The organism is Thermoflavimicrobium dichotomicum (assembly GCF_900114055.1).
In the GTDB taxonomy this organism is placed as follows: Bacteria; Bacillota; Bacilli; order Thermoactinomycetales; family Thermoactinomycetaceae; genus Thermoflavimicrobium; species Thermoflavimicrobium dichotomicum.
Map to the genome: position 1 here is coordinate 12,000 of NZ_FORR01000016.1, position 17,042 is coordinate 29,041.

At 45.9% G+C, this 17,042-nt stretch carries 14 protein-coding genes and 1 pseudogene; 11 read left to right on the forward strand and 4 right to left on the reverse strand.

Features of this window, described 5'->3' with window-relative positions:
- The first annotated feature begins 729 nt into the window (after positions 1-729).
- The 6 genes from BMZ78_RS13840 to cmr6 are packed head-to-tail and all read left to right on the forward strand — an operon-like array spanning position 730 to position 6,592.
- Entirely contained in the window at positions 730-1,392 is a 663-nt protein-coding gene (locus BMZ78_RS13840; RefSeq protein WP_139203333.1) for a hypothetical protein, read from the forward strand.
- Positions 1,389-3,338, forward strand: coding sequence for a type III-B CRISPR-associated protein Cas10/Cmr2 (gene cas10, locus BMZ78_RS13845; protein WP_175482489.1), 1,950 nt, complete (start codon positions 1,389-1,391; stop codon positions 3,336-3,338). The genes BMZ78_RS13840 and cas10 overlap by 4 nt, the downstream gene beginning before the upstream one ends.
- On the forward strand, positions 3,335-4,483 hold the full coding sequence (locus BMZ78_RS13850) for a type III-B CRISPR module-associated Cmr3 family protein (RefSeq protein ID WP_093231036.1): 1,149 nt from the start codon (positions 3,335-3,337) through the stop codon (positions 4,481-4,483). Before cas10 ends, BMZ78_RS13850 begins: the two co-directional genes overlap by 4 nt.
- Complete coding sequence (gene cmr4, locus BMZ78_RS13855) at positions 4,480-5,349, forward strand: type III-B CRISPR module RAMP protein Cmr4 (protein WP_175482490.1); 870 nt, start codon at positions 4,480-4,482, stop codon at positions 5,347-5,349. Before BMZ78_RS13850 ends, cmr4 begins: the two co-directional genes overlap by 4 nt.
- Complete coding sequence (gene cmr5 / locus BMZ78_RS13860) at positions 5,346-5,753, forward strand: type III-B CRISPR module-associated protein Cmr5 (RefSeq protein ID WP_175482491.1); 408 nt, start codon at positions 5,346-5,348, stop codon at positions 5,751-5,753. The genes cmr4 and cmr5 overlap by 4 nt, the downstream gene beginning before the upstream one ends.
- Positions 5,750-6,592, forward strand: a complete 843-nt coding sequence (cmr6, locus tag BMZ78_RS13865) for a type III-B CRISPR module RAMP protein Cmr6 (RefSeq protein ID WP_093231039.1) — start codon at positions 5,750-5,752, stop codon at positions 6,590-6,592. The genes cmr5 and cmr6 overlap by 4 nt, the downstream gene beginning before the upstream one ends.
- Here cmr6 and cas6 read toward each other — a convergent pair.
- The 3 genes from cas6 to BMZ78_RS13880 form a co-directional block, all read right to left on the reverse strand.
- Positions 6,556-7,329 carry a CRISPR-associated endoribonuclease Cas6 gene (gene cas6, locus BMZ78_RS13870; RefSeq protein ID WP_093231040.1) on the reverse strand — a complete coding sequence of 258 codons (774 nt, stop codon included), beginning with the start codon at positions 7,327-7,329 and terminating at the stop codon, positions 6,556-6,558. The genes cmr6 and cas6 overlap by 37 nt on opposite strands.
- A gap of 821 nt (positions 7,330-8,150) precedes the next feature.
- Positions 8,151-8,552 carry a nucleotidyl cyclase domain-containing protein gene (locus tag BMZ78_RS13875; RefSeq protein ID WP_093231041.1) on the reverse strand — a complete coding sequence of 134 codons (402 nt, stop codon included), beginning with the start codon at positions 8,550-8,552 and terminating at the stop codon, positions 8,151-8,153.
- 126 nt (positions 8,553-8,678) lie between these two features.
- Positions 8,679-9,071 carry a hypothetical protein gene (locus tag BMZ78_RS13880; protein WP_093231042.1) on the reverse strand — a complete coding sequence of 131 codons (393 nt, stop codon included), beginning with the start codon at positions 9,069-9,071 and terminating at the stop codon, positions 8,679-8,681.
- 229 nt (positions 9,072-9,300) lie between these two features.
- On the opposite strand from BMZ78_RS13880, the gene BMZ78_RS13885 reads away from it, so the two are divergent.
- Both BMZ78_RS13885 and BMZ78_RS13890 read left to right on the forward strand, forming a co-directional pair.
- On the forward strand, positions 9,301-10,392 hold the full coding sequence (locus BMZ78_RS13885; RefSeq protein WP_093231043.1) for an ankyrin repeat domain-containing protein: 1,092 nt from the start codon (positions 9,301-9,303) through the stop codon (positions 10,390-10,392).
- Between the two features lie 72 nt (positions 10,393-10,464).
- The gene (locus BMZ78_RS13890) at positions 10,465-11,322 is read left to right on the forward strand and encodes a hypothetical protein (RefSeq protein ID WP_093231044.1); all 858 of its coding nucleotides are present in this window, start codon (positions 10,465-10,467) and stop codon (positions 11,320-11,322) included.
- A gap of 77 nt (positions 11,323-11,399) precedes the next feature.
- Here BMZ78_RS13890 and BMZ78_RS13895 read toward each other — a convergent pair whose 3' ends face one another.
- Positions 11,400-12,101, reverse strand: coding sequence for a MerR family transcriptional regulator (locus BMZ78_RS13895; RefSeq protein WP_093231045.1), 702 nt, complete (start codon positions 12,099-12,101; stop codon positions 11,400-11,402).
- Positions 12,102-12,254: 153 nt separating this feature from the next.
- Between BMZ78_RS13895 and uvrA the strand changes: the two are divergent.
- From uvrA to BMZ78_RS13910, 3 genes and pseudogenes are all read left to right on the forward strand, one after another.
- Positions 12,255-14,775: pseudogene (uvrA, locus tag BMZ78_RS13900) on the forward strand (excinuclease ABC subunit UvrA).
- Between the two features lie 341 nt (positions 14,776-15,116).
- Positions 15,117-15,935, forward strand: coding sequence for an SDH family Clp fold serine proteinase (locus BMZ78_RS13905; protein ID WP_217645013.1), 819 nt, complete (start codon positions 15,117-15,119; stop codon positions 15,933-15,935).
- Positions 15,936-16,115: 180 nt separating this feature from the next.
- Complete coding sequence (locus BMZ78_RS13910; protein WP_093231046.1) at positions 16,116-17,039, forward strand: LCP family glycopolymer transferase; 924 nt, start codon at positions 16,116-16,118, stop codon at positions 17,037-17,039.
- Positions 17,040-17,042: the final 3 nt, after the last annotated feature.

Below are 17,042 nucleotides of genomic sequence, written 5' to 3' on the forward strand. Positions count from 1 at the left end.
GTCAATCATATCAAAATCCACAATAAGCCTAAACTATTCTGACTTTGCAAAATAAAACAAGAGTACCCCCTATTTTCTAAAGAATTGGAGCTACTTTTGTGTCAAAAAAATAATTTGGGCCATTTTTGTGTCACCTTTGAGGTTACTTTTCATTTGTGTCATTGGACAAATTTGGAAGCTAGTTATTTACAATCGCCAAATAATCGCAAAGGGCTTGCTACAAACTACCTAATATACGCCTCTCTCAGCCGCGGAAAGAGCAGGGAGGGACCCGTAGCACTCCAGGGATTTTTACACCTCAGAGACGCCAGGCGGCCGATTCCCTTTGATTCCTCTTGCCAGGCACCGCGGGCGAATGTCTGTCGACTCCTGCCGCCAGCTTACCAATCGCGGACGTATTCTCCCTAAGCCCTGGTGATCGCGGTCGACCTCGCGGACAAGATAGGCAGGGGCCAGGCGCTGGGGCCCGGGGTTCTTTTCCTGTCTCCTCCTGCGAGATAAAGAATGTGTGTATAAGCTAATCTCTTATAGAGATATTAGGGACGCAAGTCCCTACACGCAAAAGCGTGCCTAATCTCTCGTCTAGTTCGCTAGTTAGACGTCCACTCATAATTTTTGAGGCTGTCCACTTATAATTTTTGCGATTGAACCTCCAAAGAGAAAGCCAGGATCGAGGAATGCTGGAAAGCCACCCTGGCCAGCTTATGGTTGATGGTTTATGTTGGAGGATTGGGAAGTCAATCCCGTCGGGGATTTGGGAGTTTGGAAATTGAAGAATGGACTCCATCGGCCCATTGCCCGGCTGCCTCTTGGTTATCCGATTTACCCCTCCCCCAAAAGGCAAATTCTCCCCAAGATTATGTGAAAAAGTGGAACACAGCGATACGGACGATCAGTCGTTGGTATCCATTTCTTGATCTTCCGCCGTCCGAGTGGGGATACACCCTGCTTACGAAGGATTCTGCCGTCTATGTGTCGGAAACGGAATTTCCGGATGAACTTTCTGCCTGGGAGTATGCCTATAGCCTGTTCAAAAAGGGAAAAAAGGGTGACGGACAGTATGCATTTGGCCTGCCTGTTGTGAAGGGGCCGGTTACCATCCAACCTCCTAAGCCTGGACAGGTGAAGGAGAATTCATCCCGACAACCTGCTCCTTACTTTGCCTATAAAGTGGCTTCGCCTATATGGTTACGGATCGTTCAGCTGCAAACGGGCAAGTATATTTTGCAATATTCCTTTTTATCTGCACCTTATCCGCGCGAACTGGACCGATATCACAGGTATGAAAAGAAGACAGAACAAAAGGCGATCCACCTGAATGCACATCAATGCTGGAAAGAGTTTCAAGCCATTCTGGGGAAATCTTCTTTCCTGAAAGGAGAGTTGACATGAACTTTTCTTCATTGCATTGGACGATCGGACCTGTGCAAAGCTTTGTGGCTCAGTCACGTCAGACACGCGATTTGCTGGTCAGCTCCTTTCTTCTCTCCTATTTGACAGGTGTGGCGATGGATGCAGTGATCCAGTTGGGAGGACGAATCATCTTTCCCACGATCTATGTATCAAAGCATTCAGACGAAGTCTCTCATGAACTCATTTTAGCGATTCAAGGGAAGCGTACAGGTCAGTCGGCCCTTTGGATGGGAACTCTTCCCAATCGCTTTAAAGCAGCGATTCCCAAATGTTCAGAACGGGATATTCCGGTCAAAGTAACGGAAGCAGTAAAAAAACGATGGAATCAGATTACCGAGGCGGTCTGGAAATATTTACAAAACCGTGTCGGCTCCGTGGAGTCATTTGAAGAACGGGAGCGATGGAAACGGCCTGAAGTAAAGGAAATCTGGGATCGGCAGGTAAACGGATTTTGGGAGATCGCTTGGGGAGTCTCTGACCGGGACGATATTTTAGATCGCCGTAAAAATTGGCGAAACCATATCTCCCCGATTGAAAAAGGGGCGAAATGCACACTGATGAGCGAGTGGCAAGAGATCTCGGGATATGATGATGGAACGGAAGAACAAAAACGGTTTTGGGAAACATTGGATCAATCTGTAAATCCCGATGATCTGACAGAGAAAGAGCGGCTCTGTGCCATTGCTCTGGTAAAGCGCTTTTTTCCCTATGTAGCAGAAGAATCGATTGGGTGGGAGTTTCCCGAAGTAGCCAAACAACTTCCCTCCGTGTTATCCATTGCCGCGGTTCCCTGGCTTCAGGCAGTCAATCGATCTTTGCAAGGAAAAAATGGACAGGAATCTGCCCAAGCGGTAGAAAAGTATGTCCAGACCGTCACTTCATATAACAGGAAGGATGTAGAGCTTTCCCACCATTTTGATGATGTTCGTGCATTCACGCCAACGGCTCAAAAATTAACGAAGCTGGACGGGAAATTTCACCTTGAGTATGCCCTGGATACGTTTCTTGAGAAAGGAGCATTCAAAAGTTCAAAGCGGGAATCGATCAAGAAAGCGTATAACCATTTATGCGAAAAAGTAAAGGCGAAGCCGGCACCTTACTTTGCCTTGCTCATCATGGATGGGGATCGCTTGGGAGCCTTGTTGCAGTCGGAAGAGAGTAGTCGGGTAAGCCGGGCATTAGATTCCTTTTCTAAACAAATCCACAGCATTGTCAAAGAACATCTCGGCGTCGTGATTTATGCGGGTGGGGATGATGCCATGGCCATGTTGCCGATGGAGCAGGCAGTTCAATGTGCCAAACGGTTACATGATGCGTATGTTCAGGCGTTTGAACAGCATCTGGGCAACAAAGCGACCAGTTCCACGGGCATTGTATTTGCACATTGCCAGTCTCCCCTGCAAAGTGTGCTGCAATTTGGGCGGCATCTCCTGGATGAGATCGCCAAGGAAGCGTGCGGAAGAGATAGCCTGGCGATTGGCGTATGGAAGCGCGCGGGTGCGGAGATCGTTTGGTCCGCCCCATGGGAGAGGGATGATCAGCTGGGCAAATCGGCTGTCGAAGAGTTGTTGTTTATGTTACAACCGCAAGCAACTGTGAATGATCAGGAATTGCCATTAAAAGAAATCTTTACCAATAGTTTTTTGAATAAATTCAGGAATTTGGAACGGTTCCCGTTTTATCCGGAAGATTTGCTCAAACGAAAAGAGCTGATGAAAAAAGTCGTAGCGGAGGAATTGAATCGCATTCGGCGGGGAAAGTGGGATCTGGTTACCCGGATGCAGTTGGCCGAATCGATGTTGAATATTTGTTATCAGTCGTATCGGGATGAACAGGGAAAAGTGCATTTGGCTGCGGGAGAGTATTCCTCGGATGGAGCGCAGTTGATCAAGTTTATTCGGGAACAAGGGGGCGAGCTGTCTTGACACATCTATGGGAATTTCGTCCGCTGGATACCTTGTTGTTTTTTCGTAACAGTACGCCTTTTGAAGCGGGAGAAATCGACATGGTCCAGCCGGAGAGCATGTTTCCTCCCTTGATGAATCCATTGCAAGGCGCGATTCGTACGAGCCTCGCGGCGCAGCGTGGCTGGAGTCCGCACTCTGAACAGACCCCTTTTCCGCCTGAATTAGGGGATGAACATCACTTGGGACTGCTTCAGATGAAAGGGCCCTTTCTCGCTGAGCATGGGAAAACATTGGTTCCGCTTCCGCTTACCCTGTTTGGAAAGATCATGGAAGATCGGAAGACGAAAAAAGAAATATGGCAGATTCAACCACTCGTTCCCGGTCCTCCTTCTTATACCGATCTCAATCAGAAGATCAATCACCCCCTGCGTCTTCTTGAACCGGCGGAGAGAGTCGCGGGCGGGAAACTACTCGAACTGTGGGGAACGATGGAGGCACTGGCAAGTGTGTTACGGGGGGAAATACCTGATTTTTCCCAACTCCGGCGCTCCTCCGATTTATGGCGAAAAGAGCAGAAACATGGAATTATGCGAGGGGATATATACGAGAAAAGAGTGAAAGGTGGGCATTTATATACCAGCGTACATATTCGCTTAAACAAAGGGGTTACCCTGCAAGTCGAGGTCAAAGGGATTCCGGCGGATTGGGAAATCAAGGAAAAATTGGCGCTTCCCCTTGGGGGAGAAGGGCGTTTTGCCGATGTCCGGATCAGGTCAGACTCTTTCCGGTTACCAGAGGTTCCCAACTTACAGCCTGCTCCTGACGGAAAACTTCGCTATACTCTCTCTTTGCTAACGCCGGGACGATGGAAGGCAGATAAGTTACCCGATGTGATTCACTATGGTCCACCATCGGCTCCAGGTACCTGTATCGCGGCGAGTATTGGGAAGATATGGAGAGTGGGTGGATGGGATCTGAAAGAGAAAGGACCGCGGGAAGTGATCCCCTTATTGCCTCCGGGTTGTACGTGGTTTTTTGAAGCATCGATGCAGGAGAAAGAAAAGATTGAGCGGTTGCATGGCAAGTGGGTGGGAGAAAACAATGCATTTGGCATGGGACAAGTGGTTATCGGAACATGGAAAGAAGGGGAGGAAGCAGAATGAATGGGCGAATCATGGGACTTTTCGCCGAAACATCAATTCATCCGGGTCAGGGAAAGCAACAGGGAATTCTGGATTTGCCTGTTGCCCGGGAATCGTGGACGGAGTATCCATACATCCCCGGCTCAGCGGTGAAGGGAGCGTTTCGGGAAAAAGCGGTTTTGGAAGAGTTTGGAGAGGAGAAAATAAACCAAGTGTTTGGGGAAAAAACCCGTGCGGGAGAGATGGGATTTAGCGATGCGAGACTTCTGCTGCTCCCGGTCCGATCACTCAATGGACATTATTATTGGGTGACTTGCCCGTATCTGATCGAACGATTTCAACGGGATTTAGAGATGATTGAGGAGAAAGATTTCCATTTGGGTGATGAGGAATGGGTGATCAAGCCGAGTCATGCCTGGGTTTCCTCCGATTTGAAAGCCAAATGGATTTCTCCGAATCAAGCGGCTAGGAATCAGATTTATCTGGAGGAGTTTACCTATGAGCTGATCCAACGGCCGGAAATCGATGAGGTGGGAGCATGGATTCGGCCATTGATCAAACACCCATCCGTTCGGAAAAGAGTAAGTAAACAGCTGGTCGTGATTTCGGATGATGAGTTTCAATATTTTGCGAAGTTTACTCTGCCGATCCAGACCAAAAACCGTTTGAATAAGAAGAAAACAAGCGAAAGCTTATGGCAAGAAGAAAACCTGCCACCGGATACTTTGATGTATGTTCTTTTGATGCCACGTTTGACGAACTCAACAGTGTGCAAAGACTTTTTTGCGTTTGTCGGGGAACGCCCCTATCTCAAAATTGGCGGGAATGAAACAACGGGGTTGGGATGGTTTGCAACACAATTTTGGGCAAAGGAGGATCCCAAGTGAGTGAACCACGTTTCGAAATGGAGCGGGCGAACCATTCCTTACAGTGCGTCTTAAAACATACGAAATTGATGAAGACGAAGCAAAATAATTATGCCAGCTATACGGAAAAATTCGCATTGGAGATTTTGATGAACGGGTTGGGGCAAGCCTTGGCGAGAATCGTTAGCAGCAGTAAAAATAAGGATGCCGAAGTATACAAATATCTCTATGAGGATATAGAGGACTGGCTGACAGGAGATCGTCCGACTGCTCCCTATCGCGGGGCGAACGACCTGCTGATGGCACTGACCGAAGGAACGCGGGAACAGTACCGGCTCGCTACTGCCGAAGCATTGGCCTGGCTGGCCTGGCACAAACAATTGACCTCCACTTACTTAAAAGAAAGAGAGGAGGATCGCGGATGAGTACCAACTCTTTTTTGCCTTTATATAATCAGCGGAATCATTCGTTGCGAACCTGTCCGGAGCAGGCCAATATTGGGCTGTGGTATGACAAGTTCTGTGATACATGGGAATTGGTTTATAAACAGGGTGACTGGGAGAAGACCTGGAACAAGCAAAAAGCTTACTGGACGGATAAAGTGGCCGGAAAGATCGTTGGAGATCAGCAGCAGCTGGATGAGCTGGTCAGGGAAAGATATCTCTCTTTAGTGAAACAATACCGTGGAAATATGCTCTTTATGAGGACGATCAGCCGTTTTGTCACCGGAATAGGACGTCCCCACCCGGTGGAAAATGGGATGAGCTGGCATCATACTCTCTCCGTCCCCTATTTGGCAGGTTCTTCAGTAAAGGGAATGGTTCGGGCATGGACGGAGCAGTGGATGGAGGAGCAAGTGAGTAAAAAAGAGCTGGACCGAATTTTTGGCCCGGATGATCCGGATCTGCGTGAAGTGGGACATATCCTCTTTTTGGATGCTGTTCCCGTCCAGCCTGTCAAGCTGGAAAAAGAGATTATTACGGTTCATTATCAGGATTACTATCGCCGCCCCTATCTGTACACGCCGGTTGATTCGGGAAATCCCAAACCCAATCCTTTCTTGTGTGTGGCGGCGGGGGTTACCTTTGTGTTTCCGATCCTCCCCCGTTCCGCCTATGCCGGTTATAAAGAAGATGTGAAAAAAGTGTCCAATTGGCTGAAACAAGCGCTTGAATGGAGCGGAGCGGGAGCCAAGACATCGAGCGGGTATGGCCGGTTTACCGAAGATCACCGGTTTGATGAGCTCCGGTCCGTGCTGGGCTGAACAGCAACCATCCCAAATCCCTGGCTCGAATAGCTGCCCAGTCCCGCTTCCATCGCAACTTCCTGAATACGGGGAGATGCCTCAATCTGAAAGGGAAACTGATACCCTTTCAGATTTTTTTCTTTTACTTTGGTCAAGACCGAGGCTTGTTTCAGATCAAAAGAAGCGGGGTCCAGGAGACGGATATGGATGGGAGCCTCTTCAAATGAGGGGTCCTCCCACTTCATGACAGCCCACCGCCGGAGAGATGTGCGGATTTGGTCATAGAAGTCACTTTCCAAAGGATGACAAAAGACCAGCTGATCCCGCCGCTGGATGGGGACCACGATCGGGCTGAGTGTCTGGTAATTCATCACCTGTTGATAGTCCGGCTGAGGCAGGAGCTGGACCGACAGTAGAGGAAAGACATGATGAAGGATCTGAAGGGCTCCCAATACCCGAATTCCTTCATAAATCGTACGAATCACATCCGGACGGATCGAATCCACGTACCAGAAGGCATCTCCTTCCACGATCCGATGGGACTGGGTATTTTTTTGCTTGCGAAACTGCAAAGAGGAGAAGACAAATGGTTTATATGAACGGTTTTGGTAACGAATCCCCTCATGATGCAACCAATCGGCCAGGTCCGGGTTGACGGAGCGGATGGCCCGGTAAAGATAGCTCATCAATGCGTAATTGAGCGAGTAAGGGAGAGGGACAGGATGGGGAATCTGATACTGTACTCGAATTCGCATGGGTTGATCCTCCTGGTTAGAATGGTTGTTTTGAATCTATCAAAAGTTAGGATGAGTGGCAATAGAAAGAGGGATTTAGTGAAGAGGTTCGTGGAAAATCGGATACAATTATTACTTTTTATATCAATCAATTCCAGTTAATCCAGAAAATTTACAGGGGTAAATTGGAAGAATAGACACAAAAAATGATGTTTTTTGACAGATGGGGTTGCGAATGTTATAATAAAAAAGTAAATGATTGGGCCAGATGTTCCCGATTTTCCATAAACCCCCCATGATTTTGCCCGTTCCAGAGGTTTATGGATCACGAAAAGTCAAGGGGTTTCGGGGAGAAAACGCTCAGAAACCAGGAATGGCGGAGGGTATCATTGAATCCATTTTGGAATAAACAAAGGGCAACGACTTGGTCTCACGGACTCAGGCTCGTTGCTTTTTTTGGATAGAGGGAGCATTTCGGGCCATATCTCCTGTAAATGGAAAAATGACTTGAGATCACTGTCGAAGGTCCTAATGTTCGTTGATCTATGTTTAAATTATTTTAAACAAGTTTGCAACACAAACAAAACAAAATTCAAGCCTGATATCTCTCCATACAGAATACCTGTTTACATTCCAGATGAAGGATCAATTCTGTCCATCGAAATTCGTTCATAAGAATCGCAACAAAATACTTATAATATTCGAAGAAGACATTGACGAAGAAGTTTTCGGAGGAATTATCGATGTAGATCCAGACGGAAATGAGTTGTGGTGAAGGGATAGAAATAAAAGGATAAGGAGCTGACTCCCTGGTGGAGAAGGCTCCTTTTTGATTGATGGTTTCAGTTTATAAATGTTCCTTCCATTGGGTCAAAAATATGGGCATGATAGTCTTGTTCCAGGATTTCCAGGATAAATAAAACCGTATGAAAGTAATCCATATTGAAATCAGGATCACCTACTGTTTCCAGTCGCTGTTTGATCCCTCGAATTTGTGCGGCTCTTTCACTATGACATCTCTTTGCTATTTCAGCAGATTCGATTTGCACATACGGGTCATGATTGAGATAAATATAAAAATTCCACTGGCCAATAGTTAAAGTTAATTGATGGTTTTTGGATGCCAAAGAAAATGGTTCGCCCAGCTGTTCCAGCCTTTTCTGTATTTTCTCCTGCATCTCGTTCAAGCAGAAGGGAGATTCAGAGGGAAGCAGGATCAGGTATTGATAATAAGCAGAGGACATGATTTCACCCCAAGAAAAATGGCTTGCTCAAAAAGGTCATGAGGCAACCACATAAAAAGGTTCCCACTATCATAGTGTGAACCTTTTTATATGGATATGATTTTTAACTCACTTCCGGTTTCCTGGTCAGTAAGAACCAAAATTCGGGTTCACGTCTCCGCCTTTGTTAATGTCCCCTTTTTTGTAAGAACCGGAATTCTGGTCGTCAGAACCAAAATTCGGGTTCACGTCTCCGCCTTTGTTAATGTCCCCCTTTTTGTAAGCACCCGAATTTTGGTCGCTTTCGTCAGAACCAGGATTCGGATTAGCGTCATCGCCTTTGTTCGTATCATCCTGGTTGTTAGTATCATTGGTCGGAGCATTTGAATCTTGACTGTTATTACTGTTATTCATATTTTGATCTTGTTGTAACTTTTGTTCGTTTTGCTTGTCACCTTTAACAATACCGATAAGCCCACATCCGCTTGCAAGAATGACAATTAAAGCAATACTTAACAATAATAGACATTTTTTGAGCATATAAATTCCCCTTTATACGAAAATCTAAGCATAATTGTATACTATTAAGAACATAAAATGTTTTACATTTTTTTGTCTTTATTTCAATTTAAATTCATATTAAGATATACGACGGCTACCACCGCCTTTGGTGTTGGGCTAAACGGAAAAGTATTCTGATTAAATGCGCAAAAAGATGGATTCCATATCTATTGAAGCCAATTGGATCAGTGTTGGGAGGTAGAAGCGAATGAAGGCAGATATTTTTACACTATGTGAATGGGGAGAATGGGAAGAGCTGAAGAAACTTTTGGAGGAAGATCCTACTCAGGTTCATTTGCGCGATGATGAGCAGAATACACCACTTCATTATGCAAGAGATCGTCGGGTGGCGGGGTTACTGGTGCAATATGGAGCTGATCTGGAAGCGAAAAATATGGAGGGACTTCCACCTATTGCTACAGCCGCGCGAAAATTACGGGAAGAGGTCGTTGCGTTTTTATTGGAAAAAGAGGTCACGTTGGAAAAATCATATTTTTACTTTCCCGGCTCACTTTGGACGATTGAAGATATGGCGACAAAGGCAGCAGAGAAAAGATGGAATACGGTTTTACATGGTGCTGGAAACCGGGAGGAGGCCGAACGGTTTCTGCTTGAAGGGGCAAATATGGAAGAAAGAGCATTTTGGGGGCAGACTCCACTGATGAAGCAAGTAGATGAAAAACGGTTGGATGTGGTACAGCTACTGCTTGAGCATGGGACCAATATCCATGCTCAGGATGAAGAGGGGAATTCTGCTTTGCATTATGCCGTTCAAAGAAGGAGTGTCCGTGAAGAGATGGTGCAGTTGTTGCTGGAACATGGAGCCGATCCCAATTTGCCCAATCATAAAGGGGAAACCCCTCTTCACTGGGCGATCATGGAAAGCGATATTGATAAGGCTGCACTATTTATGAATTCGACATCGGTAAAAGATTGGAAAGGGAAACCTTCCATTGTGAAGCAGTTACTGGATGCAGGGGGTGATCCGAATATCCAGGATCACAGAGGACAAACTCCCTTGCATTGGGCTGTATTTGGGGATCATTGGGAAATGGTGGATTTATTGTTGAATCACGGAGCTTCCTTACTCATCCGTAGCCATGATGGAAAACGTCCGCAGCATATGGCCGATCGGAGAAATTCCTTGTACCTGTATTGTGCAGAGAAAGCAAGGGAATTGGAAAGTTTTGATTCTCCTTTGATGGATACGAATGTTTCAAAACCTTACAGTTTTGTGCTCCATCCTTATAAACATGAGCTGGTTTCGGCATATGGGTATGGTGGTATAGCCAAGTGGTGATATGACGCCTCACATTTAAGGAAAGACGAATTTCTGTGGGCACTCCAACATGGCTATGTGGAGGAAGTTGATTTGGAAGCATTTTTGCAGTTAGAGAGTGTGGTATATACCGATCAGTATCGTCTGAAAGTGGATATTTCAGGAGATGGAGAGATTGTGATTGTCCAGGGACCTCATCTCGATGGTATTCAATTGCGACGGTATGATGATCTGCACATCGAAGAGGTTTTGGAAAAGAGGGGGGAGGGAGTGCTAACCCCCAATGGACGCTGGCTTGTTTTTGGCGATGTAATCTATGATTTGCAAACCAGAGAGTGGGAAAAGTTTGATGAAGTTCAAGAGGAGTATAAACTGCTTAGCATCTCGCCAAACTCCCATTATTTGGGTTATACCACCAGTTATGAGTATGAAGTGGATTGGATTACGATTTATGCCCTTCCTTTTTCGAAAGGGGGCAGGAAGGTATGTTATCCCCAGGAAGTGTGTGATACCAGAGATTATCTCATGCATATTTCCAAAGTTGATTTCAGTGCAGATAACCAATGGGGAGTTTGTTGTTGTGGCATTGATCTGGATGTTCCACCCGGATGGATGGGTAATGTATTCGTCATATCTACACAAAAAGAGAAGATCAAATGGCGGGTGTCCATTGAGGCACAGCAAATGGTGGATGAAGAGGCAGAGGAGCGAGGGAATTATCTCTTTGGATATTTATTGGAAGCTTTGTTTGTGGGGGAGGAAGTGGTTTGTGTTTCTACGAAGGGCTTGCTTGTATTTCTGGACGCGGAAACAGGGGAGTTTATCCGCAGCATGAAACTGGATGTTCGCAGGGTCTATGAAATGAAGAAAAATCATGATGGAACAGCATTGGTGATCCGAACAGACAAGGGATTGCAATTCGTTCCCATACCTGCAAAGACCCAAAAGTAGAAAGGAACCGAAAAAATAGCTATATTGATCCATCCCTTAAGCCATGTACTTCTCCAAGACATAGCCTCAGTGCAAGGTCAAAGTAATTTCAATAAACTGCATAACCGGTATAAGTAGTATATACCCCGTACTTGATTGCGGTTGATGTAATTCAGTTTGTCGAGAGAATCCCGGGCAAATCTCCTTGCGACTTCAATCTGGTTGTGGCCGAACTCTTTCAAAACCTGCCTGATGACTTCGAGTGGATAATTGGCCGATCGTAATATACGGATCATCTGAATTTGCCGGATTTGAGTGCGATTGAACTTACGATAGCCGTTTTCCTGGTCCCGAGGCAACGAAATCAGCCCTTCCTTTTCCCAATGCCGGATGGCCGAACTTGAAGCACCTGTGAAAGCGGAAACCTCCCCAATCGTCATCCATTTTCTATTCCCTCCCAGTTCGAACTTGTCAAGTTCCTCGTTTTCCAAGATCCGAACGGTTTTCTCCGCCATCGTTTTATCCTGGTGGAGACGTGCCTGCTCCTGGTTAACGATCCAGAGCGCGTCTTCCACCTCTTTCCTTTGCACTTTTCGCAAAACTTCCTTTGTGATTTTCATGCCAAAACCAGGGAGCATGGCCCGGAAGCATTCAAAATATGCCACGTGTTCTTCGGTATACATCCGATAGCCATTTGCTGCGCGCTCTGCAGGAGGAACAATTCCCCACTTTTCATAACGTCTCAGGGCACTTGTGCTGATATTCAGTTTTCTGGCAATGTCAATCGGTCTTATGTTCATGGCTTCCCCTCCATAAACATTATAACTGAAGTTTAAAGCTGCTAGACAAAGTTTTTCAAAAGAATATAAGGAAAATGGAATATAACTTTAGCACTTGCATGAATGTTGTAGAATGAATTTGCCAGCTTGAATACAACGCAAGGAGGAATGAGTTTGCAGGGCAATATCAAGATTAAAGGTGCTCGGGAAAACAACCTGAAAAATATTTCGCTGGAAATTCCCAAGTATAAGCTTGTTGTCATCACCGGACCCTCAGGTTCCGGGAAATCCACCCTAGCGCTGGATACACTGCAACGGGAATCCCAGCGTCAGTTTATGGAATCATTGGGGATGGTTACCTATCAGGCCAGCAAACCAAAGGTTGACGCCATTCACGGACTCTGCCCGTCCATCAGTGTAGGACAGCATATTACGAACCGCAATCCGAGGTCGACCGTCGGTACCGTGACAGATATCTATACTTATCTCAGAATCCTGTTTGCCAAAATTGGAGAGCGTCCTTGTCCATCCTGCGGGACGACGATCGAACCTTCCTTTGAAGGAGAAGTTCCTCAGAACGGAATTTTGGATGAAGAAGAATCCTATCATGCACACGGGATGGTCCATTGCCCAAATTGCGGCCATCCCCTTGAGAAATTGACGATGACACATTTTTCGTTCAACAAACCGGAAGGCGCTTGTGCTACTTGCAGCGGGCTGGGCCAAATCGCCACCTTGAACATGGACGCCGTAATTGATGGGAATCGGAGTTTGCGCGGCGGCGGTGTATTGATCTGGCACGATCTTCTTATTGACTATCATACGAATATCCTGAAGGCTGCGGCCAAGCATTACGGTTTTTCTTTTGACGAACATCTGCCTATAAAGGAATACAATGAGGTTCAACGCGACTTGCTCCTTTTTGGAGTGGAGAGTGAAGAATTCAAGAGGCATTTCCCGAACGTAAAGCCGCCGAAAACGGTGGGAAAAGGGAAGTTTGAAGGCGTGATAACGGGAATATGGAGAAGATACAGGGAGAAGGGCGGCGAACCCGGCGAATCAAAGTTGTTTCACAAGCAATTGTGCCCCGATTGCCAGGGAGCAAGATTAAAGAAGGAAAGCCTTCTCGTTACCGTCGAAGGGGCTTCCATTGTCGAGGTTTCTTCCTGGTCGATCGCGGATGCGCTGGCCTGGATGAATTCGTTGCAGGACAGGTTGCAGGAAAAGCTGACTTCAGAGCAACTGCTCATTGTCGAACCGCTCCTGCACGATTGTGCAGTTAGAACGAAACGGCTCATTGATGTAGGACTTGGTTATATGTCGCTTCACCGGCAGGTGGTCACGCTGTCCGGTGGAGAGGCTCAAAGGCTGAGGCTGGCAACGATACTGGGTTCGGGACTGACCGGTGTGCTCTATATTTTGGACGAGCCGACGGCTGGACTTCATCCGAGAGATACAAGAGGATTAATTCGAATGTTGAATCAATTGAGAGATTTGGGGAACACCGTGCTGGTGATTGAACATGACGAAGAGGTGATGCGGGCGGCTGATCGCATCATTGACATGGGGCCAAGTGCTGGCAGCCTTGGAGGAAATGTGGTTGGCCAGGGGCGATTGGAGGATTTGCTGAATAACCCCGATTCAGTAACCGGAGCTTATTTCAGGGAAGAAAGCCATCGTATGGAAGAGTTCAAACGAAGGAAAGGAAATGGTAATTTTCTGACGATCCGAAATGCGCATGCGCGAAATTTGAAAAACATTACCATTTCGTTTCCTCTCGGCTGCCTTATTTCTGTGACTGGTGTTTCAGGTTCGGGGAAATCCACGCTCCTGTTCGATGTGCTTGCCGCTTCTTATCAGGAAAAGGGACAGCCCATCGGCTGCGAAAGGATCACCGGATGGGATGCGGTTGGACAGCTGGTCACCGTCGACCAGTCACCCCTTTCGCGCATGAAGAGATCCAACATTGCCACGTATACCGAAGTGTATACACACTTGAGAAATTGGTTTGCCGGTTTGCCCGAAGCAAAACGCAGTAAGTTAACGGCTAAACATTTCTCTTTCAATACGCCTGGAGGCAGGTGCGAAAACTGTCAGGGACTCGGCGTTGTACCGATTCACATGCATTTTCTCCCGGAGGTTGAAGTGCGTTGCCCGGCTTGCCGCGGCAGACGTTTTTTAAGAAAATATTCTCCGTGTTACGTACAAAGGCCATACCATTTCCGACTTATTGGATATGACCATTCAAGAGAGCCTGTCCGTTCTTGAGGACCAGGAGAAAATAACCGAGACGGCGAAGCTGCTCTGTGAAGTGGGACTTGGCTACTTGAAGTGGGGACAATCCGTCAATACGTTGTCTGGCGGCGAAGCCCAACGGACCAAGTTGGCCAAAGAGTTAAGCAAAAAAACGAAAAATCATACGCTGTATTTGCTGGATGAACCGACAACAGGGCTGCACCCAAGGGATGTAAGGCAGCTGCTCGTTCTTTTAAACAAACTGGTCGATGCCGGAAATACTGTCATTCTTGTGGAACATAACCTGGATCTGATCAGCCATTCGGATTGGGTGATCGATATCGGTCCCGAAGGAGGCGACAAGGGAGGGACTGTTGTGGCCGAAGGAACCCCAGAGGAAATTGCCCGGATCGAAGCGTCTTATACCGGCCGATTTCTGAAGGAGAAATTGAAAATCTGAGCTTGATGGAAAACCCCTGGTGCTTTACGAAGAGTCAGGGGTTTTATATTTTGCGATAGGCGAGGATCCTTTCACTATATCAGAAGCTTTTTTAGGAAAACCGAGAATCAAAGGTGTACAAAAATATGATTATCTGACAAAAAGCCGAAAATTATAAACAAGTTTGTAATACAAACAAAAATATAAGAAGGATTCCAAGGTTCACTTAGGAATGCCTCTTTTTTCTTCCAGAACAGACTGTTTTTTCATTTCCATTGACACTGCACTTGTGGTTTATAAATGACTTCACATGCACAAACTATACGGCGACGCACTTTATTTTCTTTGGAGGAATTGGTCTTATGATGGATATTCTTTTGTTGTTGTTTATTTTATATGGTTTTTTACCCTTTCTTAAACAATGGAAAGTAAATCAGGATCGTTATCGGACGATTCGTTCCCTGGAGCAAAGTCGGGGTTCAAGGGTTATCACCATGATTCATCGTCAGGAGACACTCAGCTTTTTTGGCATTCCTTTTCGTAATTTTATTAATATAGAAGATTCCGAACAAATTTTACGTGCGATTCGCCTGACACCTGATAATATGCCGATTGACCTTATTTTACATACGCCTGGAGGTTTGGTGTTGGCTGCTGAACAGATTGCAGAAGCGCTCAAAAAGCATCCTTCCAAAGTAACTGTCTTTATTCCTCACTATGCCATGTCGGGAGGGACGATGATCAGTCTGGCAGCGGATGAAATCGTTTTGGACGAAAATGCTGTTTTGGGTCCGGTGGATCCACAATTGGGACGGTATCCAGCAGCTTCGATTTTACAAGTATTGAAAATCAAAGACAGTGAAGAAATTAGTGATGAGACATTGATTTTAGCAGACATCGCACAAAAAGCCATTCATCAAGTACGGGCGTTTGTAAAAGAAGTGCTTGTTTCCAAGATGGATGAAGAGAGAGCGGATCAGCTGGCCCGGATTTTGGCAGAAGGGCGTTGGACACATGATTATCCGATTACGGGAGAACAATTGAGAGACTTTGGTTTGCCAGTCAGATTTGGTTTACCAGAGGAAGTATATCAGTTGATGGAATTATATCCACAATCTCCAACGCGCAGGCCTACCGTACAGTATATTCCAATGCCTTATCGGAATGAAAATCATAGGTAATATCGATTAGGAGAATCTCTATTCCTGAATTTCTTTACAGGATCCCTTACAAAAATAATCATCCTCTTTTGATCATGTATGTAGGATGGAGACAAGCTATTTGTAAAAAAATAAAGGTACAAGTACTTGTTACATCGTAACCATAAATTAACAATCTGATGTAGGGAGTAGGGAATATCGATGGCTAAGCCAAGTTCAGCCCGTAAAAAGGCCTTCCGTGTATTGGGTGTGTTACTTGCGATCTTATTAGTGATCATTATTTACTATGGATATGTTTTTTACAGGACGGCCAATCAAGCCTATGATCCGCCTAAACAGGCCAAATCAGACAAGCGTTCGCAAGAAGTCAATTTTTCCAAAGATCCCATTTCTATTTTGCTGTTGGGCATTGACCAGCGGCCGGGGGATGTAGGAAGAGCGGATACCATTATTTATATGACTTTAAATCCAAAGCAGGAAGATATTTATATGACAAACATTCCCCGTGATACGCTTGTTTATATACCAGGCTATCATCATGATAAGATCAATCACAGTTATGCATTTGGCGGTGTGGATTTGACCAAAAAAACGGTCGAACAGTTTTTGGACTTGCCGATTGATGGTTATGTGAAAGTCAATATGCAAGGTCTTAAAAGTATTGTCGATGCACTTGGAGGAGTGGAAGTTGAAGTTCCTTTTGATTTTTCATATCATGGGTCCACTTTTCATAAAGGAAAAATGCATGTAAATGGCAAACAGGCTCTTGCGTTTGTACAAATGCGCAAAGAAGATCCGGAAGGAGATACTGGCCGAAACAAAAGACAGCAAGAAATGATCCGCGCTATCATTCATAAAGGAACCCAGTTCAGCTCCTTGACCAGACTGGATGATGTGATGGAGCAGGTCGGGACGCATGTGCGAACAGATCTTTCCCCCTGGAAAGTATTCACTTTGCAACAACAATATAGAGCGATTACCAATCAAGAGATCAAGAGTTTATCTTTTCACACCATCCCCATTACACGTCATGGCATTTTTTACTGGACGATTGGACAGGAAGAAGTTCGGCGGGTACGTGCGATTTTGGCGAAACATCTGGAACTGTCCGGTTCCCAGTCGTGATTT